Source organism: Bacillus sp. FSL R5-0422, from assembly GCF_038610765.1.
In the GTDB taxonomy this organism is placed as follows: domain Bacteria; phylum Bacillota; class Bacilli; order Bacillales; family Bacillaceae; genus Bacillus; species Bacillus pumilus_O.
In genome coordinates, this window is record NZ_CP152014.1 from 1,318,963 (window position 1) to 1,339,749 (window position 20,787).

28 protein-coding genes are annotated in these 20,787 nt (G+C 40.0%); 25 read left to right on the forward strand and 3 right to left on the reverse strand.

All coding sequences use genetic code 11. The features are described 5' to 3' along the window. Positions 1-92 precede the first annotated feature (92 nt). From MKX52_RS06605 to MKX52_RS06660, 12 genes are all read left to right on the forward strand, one after another. Entirely contained in the window at positions 93-335 is a 243-nt protein-coding gene (locus MKX52_RS06605) for a DUF1797 family protein (RefSeq protein ID WP_003212254.1), read from the forward strand. Between the two features lie 147 nt (positions 336-482). After that, positions 483-998, forward strand: coding sequence for a ribonuclease H-like YkuK family protein (locus MKX52_RS06610; RefSeq protein ID WP_041815470.1), 516 nt, complete (start codon positions 483-485; stop codon positions 996-998). A 149-nt stretch (positions 999-1,147) separates the two neighbouring features. Beyond that, complete coding sequence (gene abbA / locus MKX52_RS06615) at positions 1,148-1,339, forward strand: antirepressor AbbA (protein ID WP_003210802.1); 192 nt, start codon at positions 1,148-1,150, stop codon at positions 1,337-1,339. A gap of 147 nt (positions 1,340-1,486) precedes the next feature. Further along, entirely contained in the window at positions 1,487-1,930 is a 444-nt protein-coding gene (gene cbpB, locus MKX52_RS06620; protein WP_003210874.1) for a cyclic-di-AMP-binding protein CbpB, read from the forward strand. Between the two features lie 96 nt (positions 1,931-2,026). Then, positions 2,027-2,908: a LysR family transcriptional regulator gene (locus MKX52_RS06625; RefSeq protein WP_003211236.1), complete on the forward strand. Its 882-nt coding sequence runs from the start codon at positions 2,027-2,029 to the stop codon at positions 2,906-2,908. Between the two features lie 86 nt (positions 2,909-2,994). After that, on the forward strand, positions 2,995-3,417 hold the full coding sequence (locus MKX52_RS06630; protein WP_088003931.1) for a DUF4275 family protein: 423 nt from the start codon (positions 2,995-2,997) through the stop codon (positions 3,415-3,417). Positions 3,418-3,603: 186 nt separating this feature from the next. Continuing rightward, entirely contained in the window at positions 3,604-4,080 is a 477-nt protein-coding gene (locus MKX52_RS06635; protein ID WP_342491702.1) for a flavodoxin, read from the forward strand. Then, positions 4,070-4,963 carry an exo-alpha-sialidase gene (locus MKX52_RS06640; protein ID WP_342491703.1) on the forward strand — a complete coding sequence of 298 codons (894 nt, stop codon included), beginning with the start codon at positions 4,070-4,072 and terminating at the stop codon, positions 4,961-4,963. The genes MKX52_RS06635 and MKX52_RS06640 overlap by 11 nt, the downstream gene beginning before the upstream one ends. 49 nt (positions 4,964-5,012) lie before the next feature. Further along, on the forward strand, positions 5,013-5,438 hold the full coding sequence (locus tag MKX52_RS06645) for a flavodoxin (protein ID WP_049754945.1): 426 nt from the start codon (positions 5,013-5,015) through the stop codon (positions 5,436-5,438). A gap of 109 nt (positions 5,439-5,547) precedes the next feature. Next, the gene (gene dapD / locus MKX52_RS06650) at positions 5,548-6,258 is read left to right on the forward strand and encodes a 2,3,4,5-tetrahydropyridine-2,6-dicarboxylate N-acetyltransferase (RefSeq protein WP_012009788.1); all 711 of its coding nucleotides are present in this window, start codon (positions 5,548-5,550) and stop codon (positions 6,256-6,258) included. 32 nt (positions 6,259-6,290) lie between these two features. Then, complete coding sequence (locus tag MKX52_RS06655; protein ID WP_049754900.1) at positions 6,291-7,469, forward strand: N-acetyldiaminopimelate deacetylase; 1,179 nt, start codon at positions 6,291-6,293, stop codon at positions 7,467-7,469. A 50-nt stretch (positions 7,470-7,519) separates the two neighbouring features. Beyond that, positions 7,520-7,762: a YkuS family protein gene (locus MKX52_RS06660; protein WP_003211408.1), complete on the forward strand. Its 243-nt coding sequence runs from the start codon at positions 7,520-7,522 to the stop codon at positions 7,760-7,762. Between the two features lie 26 nt (positions 7,763-7,788). Here MKX52_RS06660 and MKX52_RS06665 read toward each other — a convergent pair whose 3' ends face one another. Further along, positions 7,789-8,598 carry a mechanosensitive ion channel family protein gene (locus MKX52_RS06665; RefSeq protein WP_088003924.1) on the reverse strand — a complete coding sequence of 270 codons (810 nt, stop codon included), beginning with the start codon at positions 8,596-8,598 and terminating at the stop codon, positions 7,789-7,791. A 271-nt stretch (positions 8,599-8,869) separates the two neighbouring features. Between MKX52_RS06665 and ahpA the strand changes: the two genes are divergently transcribed. The 3 genes from ahpA to rok all read left to right on the forward strand — a co-directional run bounded on the left by ahpA (position 8,870) and on the right by rok (position 11,005). Next, positions 8,870-9,412, forward strand: coding sequence for a biofilm-specific peroxidase AhpA (ahpA, locus tag MKX52_RS06670; protein WP_003211758.1), 543 nt, complete (start codon positions 8,870-8,872; stop codon positions 9,410-9,412). An 82-nt stretch (positions 9,413-9,494) separates the two neighbouring features. Beyond that, positions 9,495-9,953, forward strand: a complete 459-nt coding sequence (locus MKX52_RS06675; RefSeq protein WP_012009791.1) for a TlpA disulfide reductase family protein — start codon at positions 9,495-9,497, stop codon at positions 9,951-9,953. 470 nt (positions 9,954-10,423) lie between these two features. Next, positions 10,424-11,005, forward strand: a complete 582-nt coding sequence (gene rok, locus MKX52_RS06680) for a transcriptional regulator Rok (protein WP_144469938.1) — start codon at positions 10,424-10,426, stop codon at positions 11,003-11,005. Positions 11,006-11,055: 50 nt separating this feature from the next. On the opposite strand, the gene MKX52_RS06685 is transcribed toward rok, so the two are convergent. Next, on the reverse strand, positions 11,056-11,973 hold the full coding sequence (locus tag MKX52_RS06685; RefSeq protein ID WP_342491704.1) for a sigmaE regulated sporulation protein: 918 nt from the start codon (positions 11,971-11,973) through the stop codon (positions 11,056-11,058). An 84-nt stretch (positions 11,974-12,057) separates the two neighbouring features. On the opposite strand from MKX52_RS06685, the gene MKX52_RS06690 reads away from it, so the two are divergent. Genes MKX52_RS06690 through moaD form a run of 6 tightly spaced genes read left to right on the forward strand, consistent with a single transcriptional unit; the run spans position 12,058 to position 16,192 of the window. Continuing rightward, entirely contained in the window at positions 12,058-12,639 is a 582-nt protein-coding gene (locus MKX52_RS06690; RefSeq protein WP_224925213.1) for a molybdenum cofactor guanylyltransferase, read from the forward strand. A gap of 29 nt (positions 12,640-12,668) precedes the next feature. Further along, complete coding sequence (locus MKX52_RS06695; RefSeq protein ID WP_144455899.1) at positions 12,669-13,685, forward strand: thiazole biosynthesis adenylyltransferase ThiF; 1,017 nt, start codon at positions 12,669-12,671, stop codon at positions 13,683-13,685. A 9-nt stretch (positions 13,686-13,694) separates the two neighbouring features. Beyond that, positions 13,695-14,972: a gephyrin-like molybdotransferase Glp gene (glp, locus tag MKX52_RS06700; RefSeq protein WP_342491705.1), complete on the forward strand. Its 1,278-nt coding sequence runs from the start codon at positions 13,695-13,697 to the stop codon at positions 14,970-14,972. Further along, on the forward strand, positions 14,954-15,478 hold the full coding sequence (mobB, locus tag MKX52_RS06705; protein ID WP_088003916.1) for a molybdopterin-guanine dinucleotide biosynthesis protein B: 525 nt from the start codon (positions 14,954-14,956) through the stop codon (positions 15,476-15,478). The genes glp and mobB overlap by 19 nt, the downstream gene beginning before the upstream one ends. After that, on the forward strand, positions 15,475-15,966 hold the full coding sequence (locus MKX52_RS06710) for a molybdenum cofactor biosynthesis protein MoaE (protein ID WP_012009798.1): 492 nt from the start codon (positions 15,475-15,477) through the stop codon (positions 15,964-15,966). Before mobB ends, MKX52_RS06710 begins: the two co-directional genes overlap by 4 nt. Further along, entirely contained in the window at positions 15,959-16,192 is a 234-nt protein-coding gene (gene moaD, locus MKX52_RS06715; protein WP_342491706.1) for a molybdopterin converting factor subunit 1, read from the forward strand. The genes MKX52_RS06710 and moaD overlap by 8 nt, the downstream gene beginning before the upstream one ends. A 46-nt stretch (positions 16,193-16,238) precedes the next feature. Here moaD and MKX52_RS06720 read toward each other — a convergent pair whose 3' ends face one another. Then, on the reverse strand, positions 16,239-16,616 hold the full coding sequence (locus MKX52_RS06720) for a hypothetical protein (protein WP_003211488.1): 378 nt from the start codon (positions 16,614-16,616) through the stop codon (positions 16,239-16,241). A 516-nt stretch (positions 16,617-17,132) separates the two neighbouring features. Between MKX52_RS06720 and MKX52_RS06725 the strand changes: the two genes are divergently transcribed. Genes MKX52_RS06725 through MKX52_RS06740 form a run of 4 tightly spaced genes read left to right on the forward strand, consistent with a single transcriptional unit; the run spans position 17,133 to position 20,753 of the window. Further along, positions 17,133-17,759, forward strand: a complete 627-nt coding sequence (locus MKX52_RS06725) for a YIP1 family protein (protein WP_012009800.1) — start codon at positions 17,133-17,135, stop codon at positions 17,757-17,759. A 9-nt stretch (positions 17,760-17,768) separates the two neighbouring features. Further along, entirely contained in the window at positions 17,769-18,875 is a 1,107-nt protein-coding gene (locus MKX52_RS06730; protein WP_342491707.1) for an efflux RND transporter periplasmic adaptor subunit, read from the forward strand. After that, complete coding sequence (locus tag MKX52_RS06735) at positions 18,872-19,573, forward strand: ABC transporter ATP-binding protein (protein WP_012009802.1); 702 nt, start codon at positions 18,872-18,874, stop codon at positions 19,571-19,573. Before MKX52_RS06730 ends, MKX52_RS06735 begins: the two co-directional genes overlap by 4 nt. Continuing rightward, positions 19,560-20,753: an ABC transporter permease gene (locus MKX52_RS06740; protein WP_342491708.1), complete on the forward strand. Its 1,194-nt coding sequence runs from the start codon at positions 19,560-19,562 to the stop codon at positions 20,751-20,753. Before MKX52_RS06735 ends, MKX52_RS06740 begins: the two co-directional genes overlap by 14 nt. The last annotated feature ends 34 nt before the right edge of the window (positions 20,754-20,787 follow it).

Consider the following 20,787-nt stretch of genomic DNA (forward strand, 5'->3'; position numbering starts at 1 on the left):
GAACACTTTATGGTATGATGCTTTGTAGGACTTGTGTATAATCAATACGGGTTCATCTTGAGTTGTTTTTTTGAAAGGAGTCTTTTTTTAGAATGTCACAATTAATGGGTATCATTACAAGGCTGCAAAGTCTTCAAGAGACAGCAGAAGCTGCAAACGAGCCGGCACAGCGTTATTTCGAAGTGAACGGTGAGAAAATCTGTAGTGTGAAGTATTTCGAAAAGAATCAAACGTTTGAATTGACTGTTTTTCAACAAGGGGATAAGCCAAACACTTTCCCATTTGACAACATTGATATGATTTCGATTGAGATTTTTGAGCTTTTACAATCCTAAGCTGAATCGTATGAAATGTTTTTTCTAAGGATTCCTTCGTTTATTTGCGGCAATATACATGTGTCATCATTGGCGCAGTGTACTAAGGGAAGATGATCATTCAGCGCATATTTCGGATAAGAGACCATGAAAAAGGAGTTCCTTTCTGTGAGTGATTCTTTTTATTACAATCTTTCTGAAGATCATTTAGCGTTTTCTGATGTCGTCATGAGAATGAAAGACTTTATTCGAAAAGACCCTAGATCCGTCTATGTGTTATCTATTGGTACGGACTCGCAGGTCAATCAAAATGTCACAAAATTTATGACTGCAATTCATCTCCACCGGATTGGCAAAGGGGCTTGGGGCTGCCTCACGCAACAAGTGATCAGCAGGCCTGTGCAAAGCCTTAGAGAAAAAATTTCATTAGAGACAGCGTTTAGCCAAAAGGTATGTGCAGACATCCTTGAGGGGCCTTTAACAGAACTGATGGATTTGCTTCTTCCGTTTGCTGAGGAAGGGGCAGACCTCCGTTTTGAAGCCCATTTAGATATTGGCAAAAAAGGAAGTACAAAAGAGCTGATCCAGGAAATGACCGGAATGATCACAGCTATGGGAATTGAAGCTAAAATAAAACCCGACTCATACGCAGCATTTTGCTATGCCAATCGATACACAAAATAAATTCCGTCATTTTTCTCCAAACCTTGTCGAAACGTGCGGTTGACGATTCGATTCTAGTTCCTTATTCTAGCTGTATAGAGAGGAAGCAGACATTCAAAAGCCTGCTAATCAATATAAAAGCATATATGAAACAGGGGGCCTGATGTTGGATGAGCGTCATCGAAAATCGTTTTAATGAAGAAGAGAAAAAGCTATTATTAAACGTATTGCTGAATCAGGAATATGCTGTCGAATTACTAAGCAGTGAGATCAATGATATAGAATGTGGAACAAAAAATGTCGATGACAATACGTATAAGCAATTGATCACATTGTATGACAGAGTAAGGTTTGAGAATTAATAATGATTTAACATTCTATTAGATACTCGGGAGCTGAGTATCTTTTTTATGCAGAAAAAAATCTTTCGACAAATTTCGTTTTAGTTTATGCTTAATGGTAAAGGGGAATGTATGATTGATGATTGAGAGAAAAGGGGTCGAAGAAACATGATAGAGATAGAACCAACTCAATTGCTTGAGTCAACAGTAGCTGAGCATATGATTGATGCAGATAAAGTGGCACATGTTCAAATTGGAAATAATCTTGAGCATGCTCTATTGGTCCTTACAAAAACAGGATATACAGCCATCCCGGTACTAGATCCTTCTTACCACCTGCATGGGTTAATTGGAACGAATATGATTATGGATAAGATATTTGGTTTAGAACGAATTGAATTCGAAAAACTGGACCAACTGAAGGTAGAAGAGGTTATGCTCACTGATATCCCTAGACTTAAAACGACAGATCCTGTGCTAAAAGGTGTTCACGCTGTAACGAATAATGGATTTGTTTGTGTCGTAAATGAGGAGCAAGTCTTTGAAGGAATATTTACACGACGTGTTGTATTAAAGCGCTTAAACGAAGTGATACATGCTGCGAAAAAATGAGCTGAAGCCCAGCTTATTTTTTTTGCCTTCATAAGCAAAAATTTATATAATGGCAATATGGAATAAGAAAAACTTATAGAGAGAAAGGGGACGCCCATGCAGCTTCAGGAGTTACATATGCTTGTTGTGCTAAGTGAAGAATTGAATATGAGAAAGGCTTCGGAGCGGCTCTTTGTCTCTCAGCCTGCGTTATCCCAAAGATTGCAGACAATCGAAAAAGAGTGGGGAACCAAAATCTTTTTTCGTTCTCAAAAAGGACTCACCGTAACTTCGGCAGGTGAACAGATCATTCAATTTGCAAAAGAAGTGACGGTTGAACAAGATCGAGTGAGAGAACGAATTGATGAACTTGAAGGAGAAATTCACGGTACGCTAAAGCTTGCGGTTGCATCTATTATTGGGCAGCACTGGCTACCGAAAGTGTTAAAGCGATATGTCGAAAAATACCCAAATGCGAAGGTATCACTTGTGACCGGCTGGAGTAGTGAAATGCTCAAAAGCTTATACGAGGATCACGTACACATTGGGATCATTCGCGGAAACCCTGATTGGAAGGGAACTAAGGAATACTTGATGACAGATCATTTATATTTAGTCGATTCTGTTATCAAAGACGTGGATGAGTTAATCGAGACAGAACGCCCGTTTATTCAATTTAAAAGCGACAGCACGTATTATCAAGAAATTCAGCACTGGTGGCATCAAAAATTCAAAGTGTCTCCAAAGCAGACGATTCTAGTGGACCAAATTGAAACGTGTAAACAAATGGCCTACCACGGCATCGGCTACGCCATTTTGCCTTCGGTCACCTTATACGACCATGAAAAAAGTGTTCATAAAACACCGCTTGTTGACGTGAATGGAGAGCAAATTGGACGTGATACATGGCTGCTAGGCTATGAAGCTTCTTTTCAATTAAAACAGGTGCAAGCATTTGTTGGTGTGGTCAAAGAAATGCTTGAAAGCGATGCGGTATAAGTACCTTCTTGGAAGAGGAAGGTGCTTTTTTTAGGTGAGTGGTCATTTACTTAGATAGAGCGAATGATAGAGGAGACTTCAATCTTATGAAAAACAATCAATTAATCAAAATACACAAACCTGAATGGGGAGATCGTTTGCGTGCGAGGTGGCGTGAACGTTTTGCTAGTCATCTTTCAATGAAAGAACAAAACGAGATATCAATAGATGCTTTTTTATGGCATTTATGCAGTTTTGAAATGGTTACATGTCTTGAAAAGGCTGAAGCGATAGACGCATTTCTTCAGCAATCAAAGGATAAATGTACAGTTTTTTATCAATTTGTGGACGATGCATATCTTTTCGAAAATGCCAGCTCTCTTTCAATCAATGATTTACCATACCAAACGAATCATATGGATTATAACGATATGTATGTGATGGATTGGAATGAAAAATGGACATTTGTAATGACACACGAAACGGATTATGGTCCATATTTTATTCAGATAGATGAAACGAACGAATGAGAAACCGATGATCTCTTCAATACGAAAAACCCGCCTTCCAATTGGAAAGAGCGGGTTTTTCATTGAGTGATAAAAATGATTAGTCAAAGCTTTTTCATGAAATCATTTGACAATGAAAATCATTATCATTTAAAGTGTACATATAATAATTGAAAATGATTATCATTTAGATGAGGTGACCAATAGATGAAAGCACTAATTGCATTTGCGAGTATGTCTGGTAATACAGAAGATATGGCAGCGATCATAAAACAAACACTAGAAGGAAAAGGGATCGATACAGAGATGTTGGAATTTGATGATACAAGCGCAGAGGACCTTTCTTCATACGATTATGTGTTCATCGGTTCTTATACATGGGGTGATGGTGATTTACCTTATGAAGCAGATGATTTTTATGAAGAGGTTTCTGCGCTTGAACTAAGTGACATCAAAGCAGCTGTGTTCGGATCTGGAGATTACAGCTATCCGAAGTTTTGTGAGGCTGTCCATACATTTCATGACATGCTCAAATCAACTGGTGCATCTGTATTCCCTGAAACATTGAAAATGGAGCTTGCGCCTGATACAGATGAAGATGTGGCGTGCTGTCAGGAATTTGCGACAAGCTTTTTAACGTGGGCGGCGCTATCTGAGAAACGAGTTGAAAATCATGTTTCATAAAGGAGCGACGGCCGTTGCTGCATCTAAAAGCGGTGGGTACTTTGTTGCTGTAAAACGTGAAGGTATTTTTCACTACAGTGTGGAGAGCGGGTGGCAGCAACTGTTTAAACTCAAGCATAAAATTCATGCCATCAGCTACATTGGACCTTATTTATTCGGTGTTGGTGAAAACGGTACAGTGATTAGATCTGGAGATGAAGGCCATACATGGGCGCTATCATCCTTTCCAACAAATGCAGTCGTTTGGTCTATTACAGGACGCAAAGACGGGTTTGTGTGTGCACATGGAAAACATAGTATTTATGTGTCAAATGATTTCGGGATTTCCTGGGAAATTATGAAGCCATTTGCTCATGTGAACCACCCGCCTGTTATTCGTTCTTTATGTGCTGCGGGTGAACATCTTTATATTGGCACTCAAATTCATGAGGTTCACGGAGGAATATGGGTGTATGACTTGGAGAGTGAACAGGTTTTCCTCCTAAACAGAGAGAAGCACCGGATGACAGCTTCTATGCTGCTCTGTCAGGAGCATCTGCTTGTTTGCGCATTGGGGTCAAAAAAAGGCAAAAAGGGATCTGTTCAAATTTTAGATTTACATACCAATATACTGCATGATATTCAATCACAAGCCTTTGCTAGAGAGGAATCATTTTTGGATGTGTCAGAGGATAATGGCATTGTGTATGTGACAACTTCACAAGACGAACACGGATTTTCTAAAGTGTATCAGCTTGATATAGAGCAAAAAGAGCTCAAATGGTTTGATACGATTAAAGGACACGGTTTTCGTGTAGCCAATCAAAATGAAAACTTTTTCTGTGCTGGTTTATATGAAAGCAAGTTTGTAAGGCCATATGAGGAGCCGGCATTGATTCATTGATAAGGAGGAAGAAAAAGTGACAGAAAAGGTTTTACTAGTGTATGCCACAATGTCTGGGAATACAGAAGCGATGGCAGATCTAATTGAAAAAGGAATCACAGAAGCAGGGGCTGGCGTGGACCGTCATGAAGCGATGGATATTGATGCAGAGCTTCTCAATGATTACACGCACATTATGTTAGGAGCATACACATGGGGGGATGGTGACCTTCCTGATGATTTTATTGATTTTTATGAAGAAATGGAAGAGCTTGATTTAACGGGAAAAGCATTTGCTGTATTCGGTTCTGGAGATACATCCTATGAGCATTTTTGCGGAGCTGTTGATCTAATCGAAGAAAAAGTGAAGGAACTTGGCGGTGACATTGTCCTGCCATCCGTCAAGATCGAGCTAAATCCAGAAGGAGAAGAAGAAGAGAAATTGATTTCTTTTGGCAAACAATTTGTTCATCTGCACCAGCAGGAAGCGGGGTAATCAGTCCCACTTGTTTTATTTTCCATTGAAGAGTCAACTCTTTCACTTGTCATTAAAACTCTCCTTTGGTACAGTAATGAAGTATAAATTAAGAGGAGGACATACATACATGAAACAAATGGACGCTAATGAAATTATTTCATTTATTCAAAATAGTACAAAATCAACACCTGTCAAAGTCTACATCAAAGGTGATTTAGAAGGTATTGAGTTTGGTGAACAGGCAAAAACGTTCATCACAGGAAACACTGGAGTTGTTTTCGGTGAGTGGAGCGACATTCAAGAAGCGCTAGAAACGAACAAAGACAAAATTGAAGATGTTGTTGTGGAAAATGATCGCCGCAACTCTGCCATCCCAATGTTAGATTTAAAGAACATTAAAGCACGTATTGAGCCAGGTGCGATTATTCGTGACCAGGTTGAAATCGGTGATAATGCAGTCATCATGATGGGGGCTTCTATTAATATCGGTTCTGTGATCGGCGAAGGTACAATGATTGACATGAACGTAGTGCTTGGCGGCCGTGCGACAGTAGGTAAGAACTGTCATATCGGTGCTGGATCTGTTCTTGCAGGTGTCATTGAGCCACCGTCTGCTAAGCCAGTTGTCGTAGAAGATGATGTTGTCATCGGTGCGAATGCTGTTGTTCTAGAAGGTGTGACAATTGGTAAAGGTGCAGTCGTAGCTGCAGGTGCGATCGTTGTGAACGATGTAGAACCTTACACAGTTGTAGCAGGTACACCTGCAAAGAAAATCAAAGACATTGATGAAAAAACAAAAGGTAAAACAGAAATTAAACAAGAACTGCGTCAGCTTTAATTCATAATTCGCAGCTGAAGACTTAGACGTGGATGATATATCCACGTCTTATTCGTATAGAGGAAAGGAAGCGAGTTCACTTGTTAAATCGTGAGCAATTGATATCCATTCGAAGAGATTTACATCAAATCCCTGAGCTTGGTTTTAAAGAATTCAAAACACAAGCGTATCTCATCAATCATCTTGATGCTTATTCAAAAGATCGCATTGAAATGGAAACATGGCGAACTGGACTTTTTGTCAAAGTAAAGGGAACAAATCCTGAGCGAGTATTTGCGTATCGAGCAGATATGGACGGTCTGTCTATTCCCGAGGATACAGGGTATCCATTTCAATCAGTACATGAAGGGAAGATGCATGCGTGTGGACATGACCTTCATATGACCATTGCACTTGGGGTCATTGATCATTTCGTTCATGAGCCAATTAAAGAAGATCTATTATTTATGTTCCAGCCGGCAGAAGAAGGTCCGGGCGGAGCTGAACCGATGCTGACAAGTGATGTGCTGAAAAAATGGACGCCAGATTTTATTACAGCACTGCATATTGCACCTGAATATCCTGTCGGAACGATAGCCACAAAGCCAGGGCTGCTTTTTGCCAATACGAGTGAGCTTGTGATTGATCTTGAAGGAAAAGGTGGACACGCTGCTTACCCTCATTTAGCGAATGATATGGTTGTGGCTGCGAGTGCACTTGTAGGTCAGCTGCAATCGGTTATTTCTCGTAATGTGGATCCTCTTGATAGTGCCGTCATTACGATTGGCACGATTACCGGGGGAACGGCTCAAAATATCATTGCGCAGCATGCAAAGCTTGATGGCACCATTCGTACACTTTCACCAGAATCTATGGAAAAAGTGAGAAAGCGAATTGAAGCACTAGCAAAAGGGATTGAAATTGGCTACGAATGTAAGGCAACCGTGCGATACCCTTCATCTTATTACGAAGTGGATAATTCAAAGGAATTGACAGAAGAATTTATGTCATATGTTGCTGAAGAAGGACTTGCGAATGTGGTTGAATGCAGAGAGGCCATGACAGGAGAAGATTTTGGTTACATGCTGAAAAAATACCCTGGATTCATGTTTTGGTTAGGGGTCGATTCAGAATATGGTCTGCATCATGCAAAACTTATGCCTGATGAAAAAGCGATAGAAACAGCAGTAAATGTTATGACGGCTTATTTCAAAAAGCAAGCAGGTGAATGAATAAACAAGCTGCCTCCTGTACACCTTATGAACAGGAGGTGTTCTTGATTATGACAAGAATTGGTGTAGAACCATCTTTATCTGATGTAGAAGAACTACTGAAGCAAAAAGGATATGACGTCGTACGTATTCAAAATGAACAGCAAATGGATCAGTGTGACTGCTATGTCGTCACAGGACTAGATTCAAATGTTCTTGGCATTTCAGACACAACGACAAAGGCATCTGTGATTACCGCGTCTGGTATGACGGCTGATGAAATTTGTCAAGAAGTAGAACAGCGTGTTCAATAAAACAAACAATAAAAAGAACCGGTAGATTATCGTCCCGGTTCTTTTTGCTCTTTTTCTATATCGAGTACTTCTTTCATTTTTTTGCGCAGGATTCGTTCTACTCGCCATTGCTCCATTGTTTCGGTTTTTGCAATGATGCGTAGTACAAGGGAAGAGGAACCGAACGCCTCCACGCCGACAACTTGAGGCCCTTCGATAATTTGAGGAATGTCTTCCCGCACTTCATCACACGCCGCTTGAAGGGCAGTGATCATTTGATCCACATTCTCTTCTGGAGATAGCTCGATATCAACGAGTGCCTGCATAGTGCCTCTTGAATGGTTGCTCACGTTCAATATGCTTCGATTTGGAATAAAATGAAGGGTGCCGTCAAAGCTTCTAAGCTGCGTGGTTCTAAGTCCAATTTGTTCTACGATCCCATCAAATCCAGCAACTGTTATATATTCTCCCACATCGAATTGTTTCTCTAACAGGATAAAAAATCCTGTCACAATATCACTCACTAGACCTTGAGCGCCAAAGCCGATCGCAAGCCCCACAACCCCTGCACCAGCTAGCAAAGCGGTCGGATTATAATGAAATAAGTCGAGGATCATGACGACTAGAATAAAAATCAATATGTAGGCGAAAATATTCAACGTAAGACTTTGCAGCGTCTGAGCCCTTGATAAAGAGACATCATGCTTTTCAGAGAATGTGGAGTAGGCACGCTTAATCATCTTATTTCCGATGGCTCTGATGATAAAGTAAATCGCGAAAATAGCGATTAGTTTTAGCAAAATCATACTGCTATTGAGGATAATGGAAACCCAATCTACTTGTTCAAATGCTTTCATGATCTTCAAAACCTTTCTATGTATGCTCTAATAGAGAAGCTAATCATTTGTTCCCTTCTGCAAGACATGTTAAACTTTTGTTAAGTGGAGCAAGAGATTGTGACAAGTCGTTAATTAAATTTATTATTAATTAATATTGACTAAAAACCGCTTAAGTATTATAATTATAATTGTGAAGTTATTAACTAAATGAGAATTTCAACTTTTGATTCTCATTTTATATACAGCTTAGAAGTCTGTATAAAGATATTATTTTTGGAGGGATTTACATATGGCAGAGCGTTTTGTAGGAAAACAAGCTCCACGTTTTGAAATGGAAGCAGTACTTGCTAACAAGGAATTTGGTAAAGTGAGTCTAGAAGAAAACATGAAGAATGACAAATGGACAGTTCTTTTCTTCTATCCAATGGATTTCACATTTGTTTGTCCAACTGAAATTACAGCAATGAGCGATCGTTATGATGAGTTCGAAGATTTAGATGCTGAAATCATTGGTGTATCTACTGATACAATCCATACGCATCTTGCTTGGATCAACACAGACCGTAAAGACAATGGTCTAGGTGAATTGAAATATCCGCTAGCTGCTGATACAAACCACACAGTATCTAGAGAATACGGTGTTTTAATTGAAGAAGAAGGAATTGCACTTCGCGGTCTATTCATTATCAACCCAGAAGGCGAACTTCAATATCAAACAGTATTCCACAACAATATCGGTCGTGATGTAGATGAGACATTACGTGTTCTTCAAGCATTACAAACTGGTGGACTTTGCCCAGCGAACTGGAAGCCTGGTCAAAAAACACTTTAATTGATAGCTGAAGAAACAGGAGGGTCTAACTGATGTTAGACCTTTTTGTTTCGACACATACAATGGATGGAGGCGCTTCATAATGAAATTACGTCAACCAATGCCAGAACTAACTGGTGCAAAAGAATGGTTAAATGGAGAAGTAACAAAAGAAGATCTAATTGGTGAGAAACCAACATTGATTCATTTCTGGTCAGTCAGCTGTCATCTTTGTAAAGAGGCAATGCCTCAAGTCAATCAATTCCGTGATGAATACAAGGATCAATTAAACGTGATAGCCGTTCATATGCCGCGATCAGAGGATGACTTAGATCTGGATAAAATAAAGGAAGTTGCGAATGAGCATGAAATCACGCAGCCAATTTTTGTGGATAGTGATCATAAATTAACAGAAGCCTTTGAAAATGAATATGTACCAGCATATTATGTATTTGATAAAACAGGTGCTCTGCGTCACTTCCAAGCTGGCGGAAGCGGGATGAAGATGCTTGAGAAACGTGTCAATCGAGTGCTTTCAGAGTCTGAAAAGGCTGCAGAATAGGCTTTCCCCCATCATTGGGGGTTTTTTCATGGACAAAAATAGGCGACCTATTGCACGGAATGGACTTGTTCTTCTTAAGAAAAGAGAAATTGAGGGAGTTTATTAAAAAATATTCCTGAAACAAAAAGGCGTAAAGACCTATTTACATTTTTGTTTTGAAATGAAAATGTAAAGATTTTAACTTTTTACTATTCAGAACGTTTTTGCACAAAAGAAATTTCAGTTTGGTAAATAACGATGTAAATCAAGTAGTATAAGTGTTTATTCAAATTTTTTACAATATTTTAAGGTTTGTCAAAAGCCTTTAGTGGCAATGAAATGGATGCCGATTGTTCCTCTTTGGCAAAATTTTAGTTGAAAATACCTATCTGATAACAAACTGTAAAATGATAAAAAAATAGTTGATAAAATTAGTTTTCTAATCTAATATTTACTATAGAATATTTTTTATATGATGAGGGGGAAATCCATTGTTTAATGAGAGGGAAGCGTTACGATTACGATTGGAACAATTAAACGAGGCAGAAGTAAAGGTCATCCGTGAATATCAAATTGAGCGAGATGCGATTTATGCAAAATTAAGAGAATTAGACCGTCAAGGAACAGGTCTAGTGTCAGATACAAAAAAAGAAGTGCGTACAGAAAGAAAAACGGATTCACTGCCTGTATTAGCTGAGCTGGCTGCACAGGAAATGAGAAGTTACCAGCCGCCTGCACAATCACAATCTAATTCTGCATCATCTTTAGGAACAGGGCAGCTAAACGGTACACCTGTAGGTATTCCTGAAGGATCTACAAGACGTAGAAGAGGCACAGCCCGCCCTGGTTCAAAGGCAGCTAAACTTCGTGAAGCTGCAATTAAAACGTTAAAGCGTCATAATGCGGCGATTAAAAGCTCTGAACTTCAAAAAGAAATTGAAAAAGAGAGCGGTCTTGAAATTCCAAATATGACAACGTTTATGCAAAGCTTAATTAAAATGTATCCTGAAGTGAAAAAGCCATATCGCGGACAGTATATTCTAGAAGGCGATATTCAAACAGAAGACGAATAAACAAAAAAGAAACTGCTGACGTCAAGCCAGCAGTTTTTTTATTGCGAGAATTACTTTTTTTGATCAACCGTATAGACAATTTTTCGTTCCTTTGGCAGATGGTCACGCTGTTTTTTGAAGCCATCAATCTTCACTGTCATGATCTCTCCATTTTGCTGCACCGAATCAACTTGTGCTTGGAGCGTTTGAACTTGTTCGTTCAGTTTTTTCAAGATAGGTTCGATTTCTTCCGTTGTTTGCAGGAGGGTTTCTCGCGAGAATGGCTGTGAATTTGTTTGGGCTGACTGATCAATATCAGCAAAATGAGATGCGATCCATTCCTCGCTTTCGGCTAACTGCTTTTGATAGCTGATGAGCGTTTCATAAAAAATCGTTTCCTTTGCTTTTTCGATTTGCAGTAATTTCTCTTGTGTTTCATAAAAACGCTCTTGCAGGTGTTTAACGCCTTCTTGTAATAGATGAAGCTCTGCGTTTTTATCACTTAATGTTTGCTGCAGTTTCTCAATCACAGCGGATAAAGTATTTCCTTTTTTCTCCTCTTTTGCAAGCCGTTTATCTTGATCCTGCATCCGTTCATTTAATTGTTGAGAGATTTCTTTATATTTAATGACTTTTAAATGCAACCGGTGTTTTTCTTCCGTTTCTTTCCTTCTATGAAAGGTTTCTTTTTGGAGCATTTCATGAAGCAGGACTATTTTATGTAACAATTCAGATTTGCTGTAGGAAAGATCCTGTATTTTTGAGGCCGTATGATCTTGATCAATGGTCATTTCATCCAATTGTTGCTTTAATTGCGTGTAATCCTTTTTCATCTCATGATATTCTTGAGTTAACTTCTTATTTTTAGAATACGTATATGAGGATTGTAAATCAGAGATCATTTGTTGATATTTTGCTGCTTCCGCTTTTAAGTACAAATTCTCTTGAGATAGATCATGGAATAGGGGAGAAGCAGGACGCCTGTTCATCGATAGACCCTCCTTATTCATGTTATCAATAAAGTATGCGAGATGAGAGTGATTAGAACAACCATATCAAAGGAGGGAGAGCGGATGGACGTAGTCAATGTCATTTTAGCTGGAGGAGCATCGAGACGTTTTGGAGAGCCAAAGGCAAGTTATATGTATCAAGGAAAACCACTATATGAGCATGTGAAAAAACAGCTTTTGAAAGGACAGACGGTCATCATCAGCCATCCATCACTTCTGACCTTTTTTAAAGAAAGAGGTGAACGAGATGTGTGGTTAGATGATGAGCAGGTACGCGGATACGGGCCGCTTGCCGGTATGTATACGGCGATGCAAAAGAAAGAAGCAGCATGGTATTTAGTAACGGCATGTGACATGCCTTTCATACGGAGGGAGACCGCCGAAGCATTATCGTCCTATTGTAGCGAGCACGTAGACGCAATTATCCCGCTTGTTCAGGGCAGATTACAGCCTTTATTTGCGCTTTATCACCACCGCTGTCTGCCGGCCATTGATGCGTGTTTAAAAGAGAACCAATTAGCCATGAAAGATTTAATACAAAGGCTAAAGGTTCGTATCGTCTCAGAGGAGGAACTGAACGCAACGCCAAACGAATTTCGAAATATCAATAAAAGAAACGATTTACCTGAAAACGGTATGATATGATACATAAAAATGGTGAGGAGAGAACAGCATTGAATGATCGATATTCAAGACAAATCTTGTTCCCTCCGGTTGGGGAAAAGGGTCAGCGTGCGCTTGCTGACAGTCATGTTCTAATTGTTGGAGCGGGTGCACTTGGAACGGCCTCAGCAGAAGGGCTTGTCCGGTCTGGGATCGGCACGTTAACGATAGTAGATCGTGATTATGTAGAGTTTTCAAATTTACAGCGGCAGCAGCTTTACACAGAACATGATGCAAAGGCACATGTGCCAAAAGCAGCTGCGGCAAAAAAACGTCTCCAAGAGATCAATCATGAAGTAACCATAGATGCCCTAATTGAAGATGCAGGTGTTGAGCTGTTAAGACCGTTATTTCAAAACGCAAATATAGTCATTGATGCGACGGATAATTTTGAGACGAGAATGATCATGAATGATTTATCGCAGGAAACGAAGACGCCCTGGATATATGGCGCTTGTGTAAGCAGTCAGGGGATGTATATGACCGTTTTGCCGGATAAAACGCCGTGTTTATCGTGTGTCTTTACAGAAATGCCTGTTGGCGGCTTGACGTGTGATACAGCGGGGATTATTTCTCCAGCAGTTCAGATGGTTTCTGCTTATCAGCAAACAGAGGCGCTAAAATATTTAACAGGACATGAAGATCAAATCGAACGGAAATTTGTCACATTTGATCTTTGGCAGGCGACCTCGTTTAAAATGGATTTGTCTCATACTAAGCAGAAGGACTGTCCATCTTGCGGCAAAGATAGAACCTATCCTTATTTACACGAGCAACGTAAAAAAACGACGATTCTATGCGGGCGGGATACCGTACAAGTTGTATCTAAGGATTTAGCTAATCTATCATTTCAGCATGTGAAAGAACGGCTGTCATCTATTTGTGAGATGGAAGTGAATGACTTCTTAATCCATGTCCGCTATGAGTCATATCGTATTGTCATTTTCAAAGGTGGACGTGCATTAATTCATGGGACAAATGATGAAAAAGCAGCCAATTCATTACTAGCAAAACTGCTAGGGATATAGGAGTGAAGTGTGATGGAAAGACGTCAGCCAATTCCAGTACAAGAAGCCATTCAGAAAGTCCATCAATATGAAAAGGATGGACAAGTAGAATGGGTGCCTTTAAGAAATAGCCTTGAAAGGTTCATTGCAGAAGATATTTTGGCAGATCATGATGTTCCTGCATTTGATCGTTCCCCTTATGATGGTTTTGCACTTAGGGCAGAGGATACAAAAGAAGCGTCAAGCGAGCATCCGGTTGAATTTGAGGTCATTGATCATATTGGGGCAGGAGTGGTCTCAGCAAAAACCATCGGTCCCTTCCAAGCCATCCGTATCATGACAGGAGCAAAAATCCCGAATGGAGCAAATGTCGTCATCATGCTTGAGCTGACTAAAACATTTGAAAAAGATGGAAAATCATATATGTCACTTAAAAGACCGCTGAAAAAAGGGGACAATATTTCTCGTCAAGGAGAAGAGGTACTTGAAGGGAATGTGATGCTCAAAAAAGGAACCAAAGTTACTCCGGGCGTGACAGCCCTATTGGCGACATTTGGATATGCAGTCGTCCCAGTGGTCAAAAAGCCAGTGATTGGCATCATCTCAACAGGTACAGAACTTCTTCAAGTGAGTGATGCGATGGTGGACGGGAAGATTAGAAACAGTAACCTTAGTATGGTTTATGCCCAGATCCTCGAAGCTGGGGGGGAGCCGCTTGATTTAGGTGGTGTGTCCGATGATTTTGACAAAAGCTATCAAGCAGTCAAAGCAGCCTTAGAGAAGGTAGACTTCTTAATCACAACAGGCGGAGTTTCAGTAGGTGATTTTGACTTTCTCCCCGCAATTTATGAAAAACTGGCAGCTGAAGTGCTATTTAATAAAGTGGCCATGAGACCCGGAAGTGTGACGACGGTTGCTGCAATGCCAAATGGTCAACTGCTGTTTGGCCTGTCAGGAAATCCAGCTGCCTGTTTTGTTGGCTTTGAATTATTTGTGAAACCGATGATCTATAAATGGTCTTTGAAGAAACAGCCGTTCCCCGATTTTGCTGAGGCGAAGCTGACACACGATTTTCCAAAAGCCAACCCGTTCACTCGATTTGTCAGAGCAGCACTTCAATTCACGGGCAGTCAGCTCAGTGTGACCCCAACAGGTCTTGATAAATCAAGTGCCGTCACCTCAATTGCAGAGGCTAACTGCTTCATCGTGCTGCCAGGTGGAACAAGAGGTTTTAAGGCCGGTGATCAGGTACATGTTCTGCTGTTTCAGCACGAAGGTGAGGGTTCCCTATGCTGGATGACACATTAAGCATATTACAGGTGGTCGGTTATCAAAACAGCGGAAAGACGTCGTTAATTGAAAAGATCTGTCAGCTAGCTGTACTTGATGGGCTGAAGCTAGGCTGCTTTAAACACCATGGACATGGCGGTAAACCAGATCGTCTTTTGAAAGAAAAAGACACCGATCGATATGTCGGGGCGGGTGCATTTGCCGCTGGCGTGGAAGGGGAGGGTGAATTTCACTTTTCGATGCAGCACATCACGTTAAAGCAATTGCTCAGCATGTGTCAGCATCTTCCATTAGACGCAGTCTTGATAGAAGGGTATAAACAGGCACCATACCGCAAAATCATTTGTGTGAAGAATGAAGAGGAGCTTATTGATCTTTCAACACTTTCCAATATACAAGCAGCTATTTATTTTTCTCAAGAGTTTCAGTTAGCCAAAAATTACTCTTTTCCAGTGTTTTCAGCCTTTGAAAAGGATGCGAATCCATTTTGTTATAACTTATTGAAGGGAGGCGGCTCTTTTTGAGTGAACTGTTTAAAATAACAAAAGTGCCGATTGATGTGAATGAATTGATTCAGCACGTGACAAGTCGGAATGCAGGGGCCATTACGACATTTATCGGGACGGTCAGAGAGTGGACAAAAGGTAAGAAAACGCTGCGCTTAACTTATGAAGCATACATACCAATGGCCGAAAGCATGCTAAGTCAAATTGGACAGGAAATCAAGAAACGGTGGCCTGATACTGAAGCGGCGATTGTGCACCGGATCGGGACACTTGATATAACGGATATTGCTGTTGCGATAGCCGTTTCATCTCCTCATAGGAAGGCTGCATACGAAGCGAACGAATATGCCATTGAGCGAATTAAGGAAATCGTGCCGATTTGGAAAAAAGAATATTGGGAAGACGGGGAAGCCTGGATAGGTGATCAGCTTGAAACAGTTTCATATCCTGAGGGTAAACCTAACGATCTTCAACTAGCAAAGAAAGAAGGTGATCAGCTTGATTAGTGTATTATTGTTCGCCGGCCTTGCTGAGAAGGCCGGTAAACAACAAATCATCATTCAAAAAGATCAAACAACGGTTGATGAGATTAAATTAGAATTACAGGAGGTATATGGTGTTGATGCTGCACAAAACGTGATTGTTGCAGTCAACGAACGATATACGAGGGGAAACGCTGAAGTGCGTAACGGGGACACTGTTGCATTCATTCCTCCTGTAAGTGGTGGATAATAGATATTAGAGGATTTGGTTATGGCCAGCGGCTGTAACCAATTTTTTATGTGTGAAAAGATTGTAGAGGTATTTGGGTGTGATCTTCGTAAATAAAACATCCCCTTCGTGCTTTAGAAATGTGAGGATCAAGCTGCTGTATCAAATCATACAATTCGCTAATTCGTCTCACATTGAAATCTGTCTGGGCTTGAAGCTGTTCTTTTAATTCTTTTGTGCTCACAATGCTTCCCTTTTTCTCTTTAATAATATCTACACATCTAGCAGCGTAGTATATTTTGTCATTAGAAGGTCTGCTTTCTTTCATATCAAGTAATTTGAGCTCATGATAAATCAGTTCTCTTTCCTTTCGAAAGTATTGCCATGCTTCTTGTTCCTTTTCATAAAGTAAAATCAATTGCGTTTTCAATTTTTCTCTTAACATTCACTTGACTCCATTTCCACTATCATTTAACCTACCTCTATTTTACATTATATGAAAAAATAACTTTTGATCAAGTAAAATCATGATATTTTTAATTTTTTAATATGAAAGTATTGTTACTAAAGGCTCATTTGTTCTATAAAAGAAACCAATCATAGTCCTATAAAGCCGGGATTTGTTGAAATTACTAGGATTATTTTAACAAAAAATTGTTGTGTCTCACGAAGATCAACCAAATTCAAAGGAAAAGGATATTTATTCCGAAAGACATGTGTTTTTTTGATAAAACGTTTTTACGTCAGTAAAACCTCTATTTTTTGATATGAATATGGTCTGGTCACGGTGTCATTTGGAGGATTTCATACATGAAAATAGAATAATAGATCATTTTTTCCGCAATGAAAACAAGAAAATCAAATCATCCATCACTTATTGGCAATCTTTTGATAAAATAGAAAGATAAAGAGAGAACATGTGCGTTTGCATACTTGTATAGCATAGAGAGGATGACATTTGATGAAAGAAAATGTGCAAAAGCCTACGATCATTGGGGTGAGTACAAGACCTTCAGAGCACCTGAAAAGAGTATGGGAGAATCCGGTGGTTTGGTGGCCTTTAACTTGTGTCCTTCTTTTAACAGTGATTGTGACTTATTTGTCAGAGCTGGTGAATGAAGGAATGTGGGCAGATTTAAGCTTGCCGGTATCGGTCGTTTATGTGGTGACGCTCATCGGTCTCCTTCTCGGGCTTGTGGTTAATGCTGCAATATATAAGCTCATCGTATTTTTAGCAAAGGGTGATGCATCGTTTCAGCAGCTGTTTTCAGCGGTCCTGTTTATTACACCAGTTACGATCGTTGGGACGATTATTTCTCATCTGTCCATCATTCTGTTCCATGTACCAAAAAACACCACAATCACCTCATTAAATGCACTCATTCAAACGTCTGGTCCATGGCATGCTGTGCTTGCCAATATAGATCTATTTGTGATCTGGAATCTTGTTTTAACAGGCTTTTTATTGATGAAAGTTGGTCATATATCGCCAAGAATAACTTGGACTATTATAGGAGTCTTTTATCTCTTATCTATCATTTTTCAATATGTAGGAACTGCAATCACCATATCAGTAAGTTGGGGGTAGAATGTCTTTATGAGAAAGAAAATCATCATCGGATCCATTTTTATTATTGTTATCGGTCTATTTATTGGCTTTAACATTGCAAAAAATCAATCAAAGCCTGCTTCAACAGCAGCGATTAAAACAGTAAAACCCATGCAAAAAGAAATCACCACTAAGGTCATGACGCCAGGCACACTTTCATTCTCTGAAGAGCAATTTATTTATGCAGAAGAGGACAAGGGACATTTGAAGGGGATTTCTGTAAAAGAAGGAGAAAAGGTAAAGCCTGGGACGCCGCTTCTTACATATGAAAATAGAGAGCTGGAGCTTGAAGAAGAGCAGCAAGCTCTTGCGGCTGAATCTAGTACGTTAAAACGCGAACAATTACAAAATAGATTGAGCGAATTAGACAAAAAACAAGAAGGCGAATCCGCCACCAATCCTAAAAACGAGCGAGACCAGCTTGAGTTAGAGCTGAAAGCGGCTGAATTAGAACAAAAACAAGCAGAGATCAGCCAAGAAAAAGTAAAAGCACAAATAGAAGATTTAATCGTACACAGTAAAATTGACGGTACAGTGATTTCCATTGAACAAGAAGAAGGGGCAGGAAAGCCGGAAGAAAGGCAGCCGATCATTCATATTGGCAATGAGAAAAAAATGATTGTACGAGGATTGATTTCTGAGTATGACGCCATAAAAGTGAAAAAGAAACAAAAAGTAAAGATCACGTCTGATGTCATTCGCGGAAAGAGCTGGCAAGGAGTGGTGAAAAAAGTGGGGATTGTACCTGCTCATGCAGCATCTGAAACAACTGCAGGTGATCAAACGGTGCAATATCCAGTTGAAATCGAGATAAAGGGAAAAAAACCTGAAGCAAAACCTGGTTTTAAAATGATCATGGAAATTGAAACAGATAAGCGTCAAGCCCTAACGATTCCCGAATCAGCTGTAAAAAAAGAGGATGATGGGCAATACGTTTATGTTGTCAAAAAGAATGTACTTAAAAAAATAAAAGTGGAGCTAGGGGAAACGTCAGGTAAAGACCTTGAAGTGACAAAAGGTGTCGTAGCTGAGGATCAAATCATTTCTCAACCATCAGATGACATGTATGACGGAATGGAAGTGAATGCTGAATGATTCAGCTTTCAAACGTGACAAAAAGCTATGAGGTTGCCCAAGAAGCATTTGATGTATTAAGTGAGATCGATCTTGTCATTGAAAAAGGCGAGTATATGTCCATTATGGGCCCGTCTGGCTCTGGAAAATCGACGTTAATGAATATCATTGGCTGTTTAGACCGGCCAACTACAGGACAATATCATTTTCAAGGAAGAGAGCTGTCAGCAGCAAAGGATCAAGACCTCGCAGTGATTCGAAATCAATTCATTGGATTTGTCTTTCAGCAATTTCACTTGTTGCCGAGGTTAAATGCGAGGCGTAATGTTGAGCTTCCGATGATTTACGCCGGTATCAGTCAAAAGGAAAGAAAAGAACGCGCAGAGATGGCACTTGAAAAGGTTGGTTTGGCAGACCGAATGAAACATATGCCGAGTGAGTTGTCGGGAGGGCAAAAGCAAAGGGTGGCAATTGCTCGTGCAATTGTCAATAAGCCGAAGCTTATCTTAGCAGATGAACCGACAGGCGCTCTTGACTCAAAAACAAGCTTCTCAATCATGGAACAGTTTACGAAGTTGAATGAGGAAGGGACAACGATTGTACTTGTTACCCATGAAGAAGAAATAGCTGCATATACAAATCGAACGGTCGTTGTAAGAGATGGACGACTCGTTGAAGATAGATTGACACAAGGGGACGCTATGAATGAAACTCTTTGAAAATATCAAAATAGCGATGAATTCTGTTTTAGCTCATAAATTACGTTCTATTTTAACGATGCTTGGGATTATTATTGGTGTTGGATCAGTCATTGCGGTTGTAGCTATCGGTCAAGGCGGCGAGCAAATGCTAAAAGGATCGATTTCAGGTCCAAACAATACCGTTGATATGACGTATACGCCTTCTGACGAAGAGTTAAATGCAAATCCTAATGCTTTATTCGACGCCACATTTACTGAAGAAGACATTAAAAGCATTAAGACAATGAATGGAGTGAATCAGGTTGCCTCTTCGACTGCGCAAGGAATGCAGCTGAGATTTCAAGATACGACAGTGGATGCGACAGTTAACGGTATAAATGGAGGGTATACGAATGTCCATTCATTACAAATAGCAGAAGGACAAAATTTAAAAGATATTGACTTTAGAAGCGGCAGAAGAGCCGCCCTTATCTCTGAAGGCTTACAAAAAGAATTATTTAATGGCAAGAAGGCCTTGGGCGAAATGATTTGGATGAACGGACAGCCAGTTGAAGTCATCGGTGTTCTAGCCAAACAGAAAGGGATGCTTTCATTCGATATGAATGAAGTATATGTCCCATTTGCAATGCTTACCTCCACATTTGGGATCAATGAATACGATAAGTTGTCAATTCAAGTCGCACATGCTGATCAAATGAAGGAAGTAGGAAAGAATGCGGCTGCATTATTAAATGAAAATCATCATACAGAAGATGCTTATGAAATGATCAATATGGAAGAAATCGCAGAAGGCATCGGTCAAATCACGTCCGTTATGACAACAATCATTGGCTCAATAGCTGGAATTTCGTTACTTGTCGGCGGTATCGGAGTGATGAATATCATGCTTGTTTCTGTGACAGAGAGGACAAGGGAAATCGGTATTCGAAAAGCAATTGGAGCAACGAGAGCTCAAATACTCGTTCAATTTTTAATTGAGTCTGTCGTGTTAACCATGATCGGTGGGTTGATGGGGATTGCACTAGGTATAGGCGGTGCCTCGTTAGTATCACTCATTGCTGGCTGGCCGTCCTTAGTATCTTGGCAAATCATCTGTATAGGTGTGCTGTTTAGTATGCTAATTGGGATTGTTTTTGGGCTAATTCCTGCGAATAAAGCAGCAAGACTAGATCCGATTGATTCTCTTAGATATGAATAATTTCGGAAAGAGAAAAAGCATACAATCAGTGTGA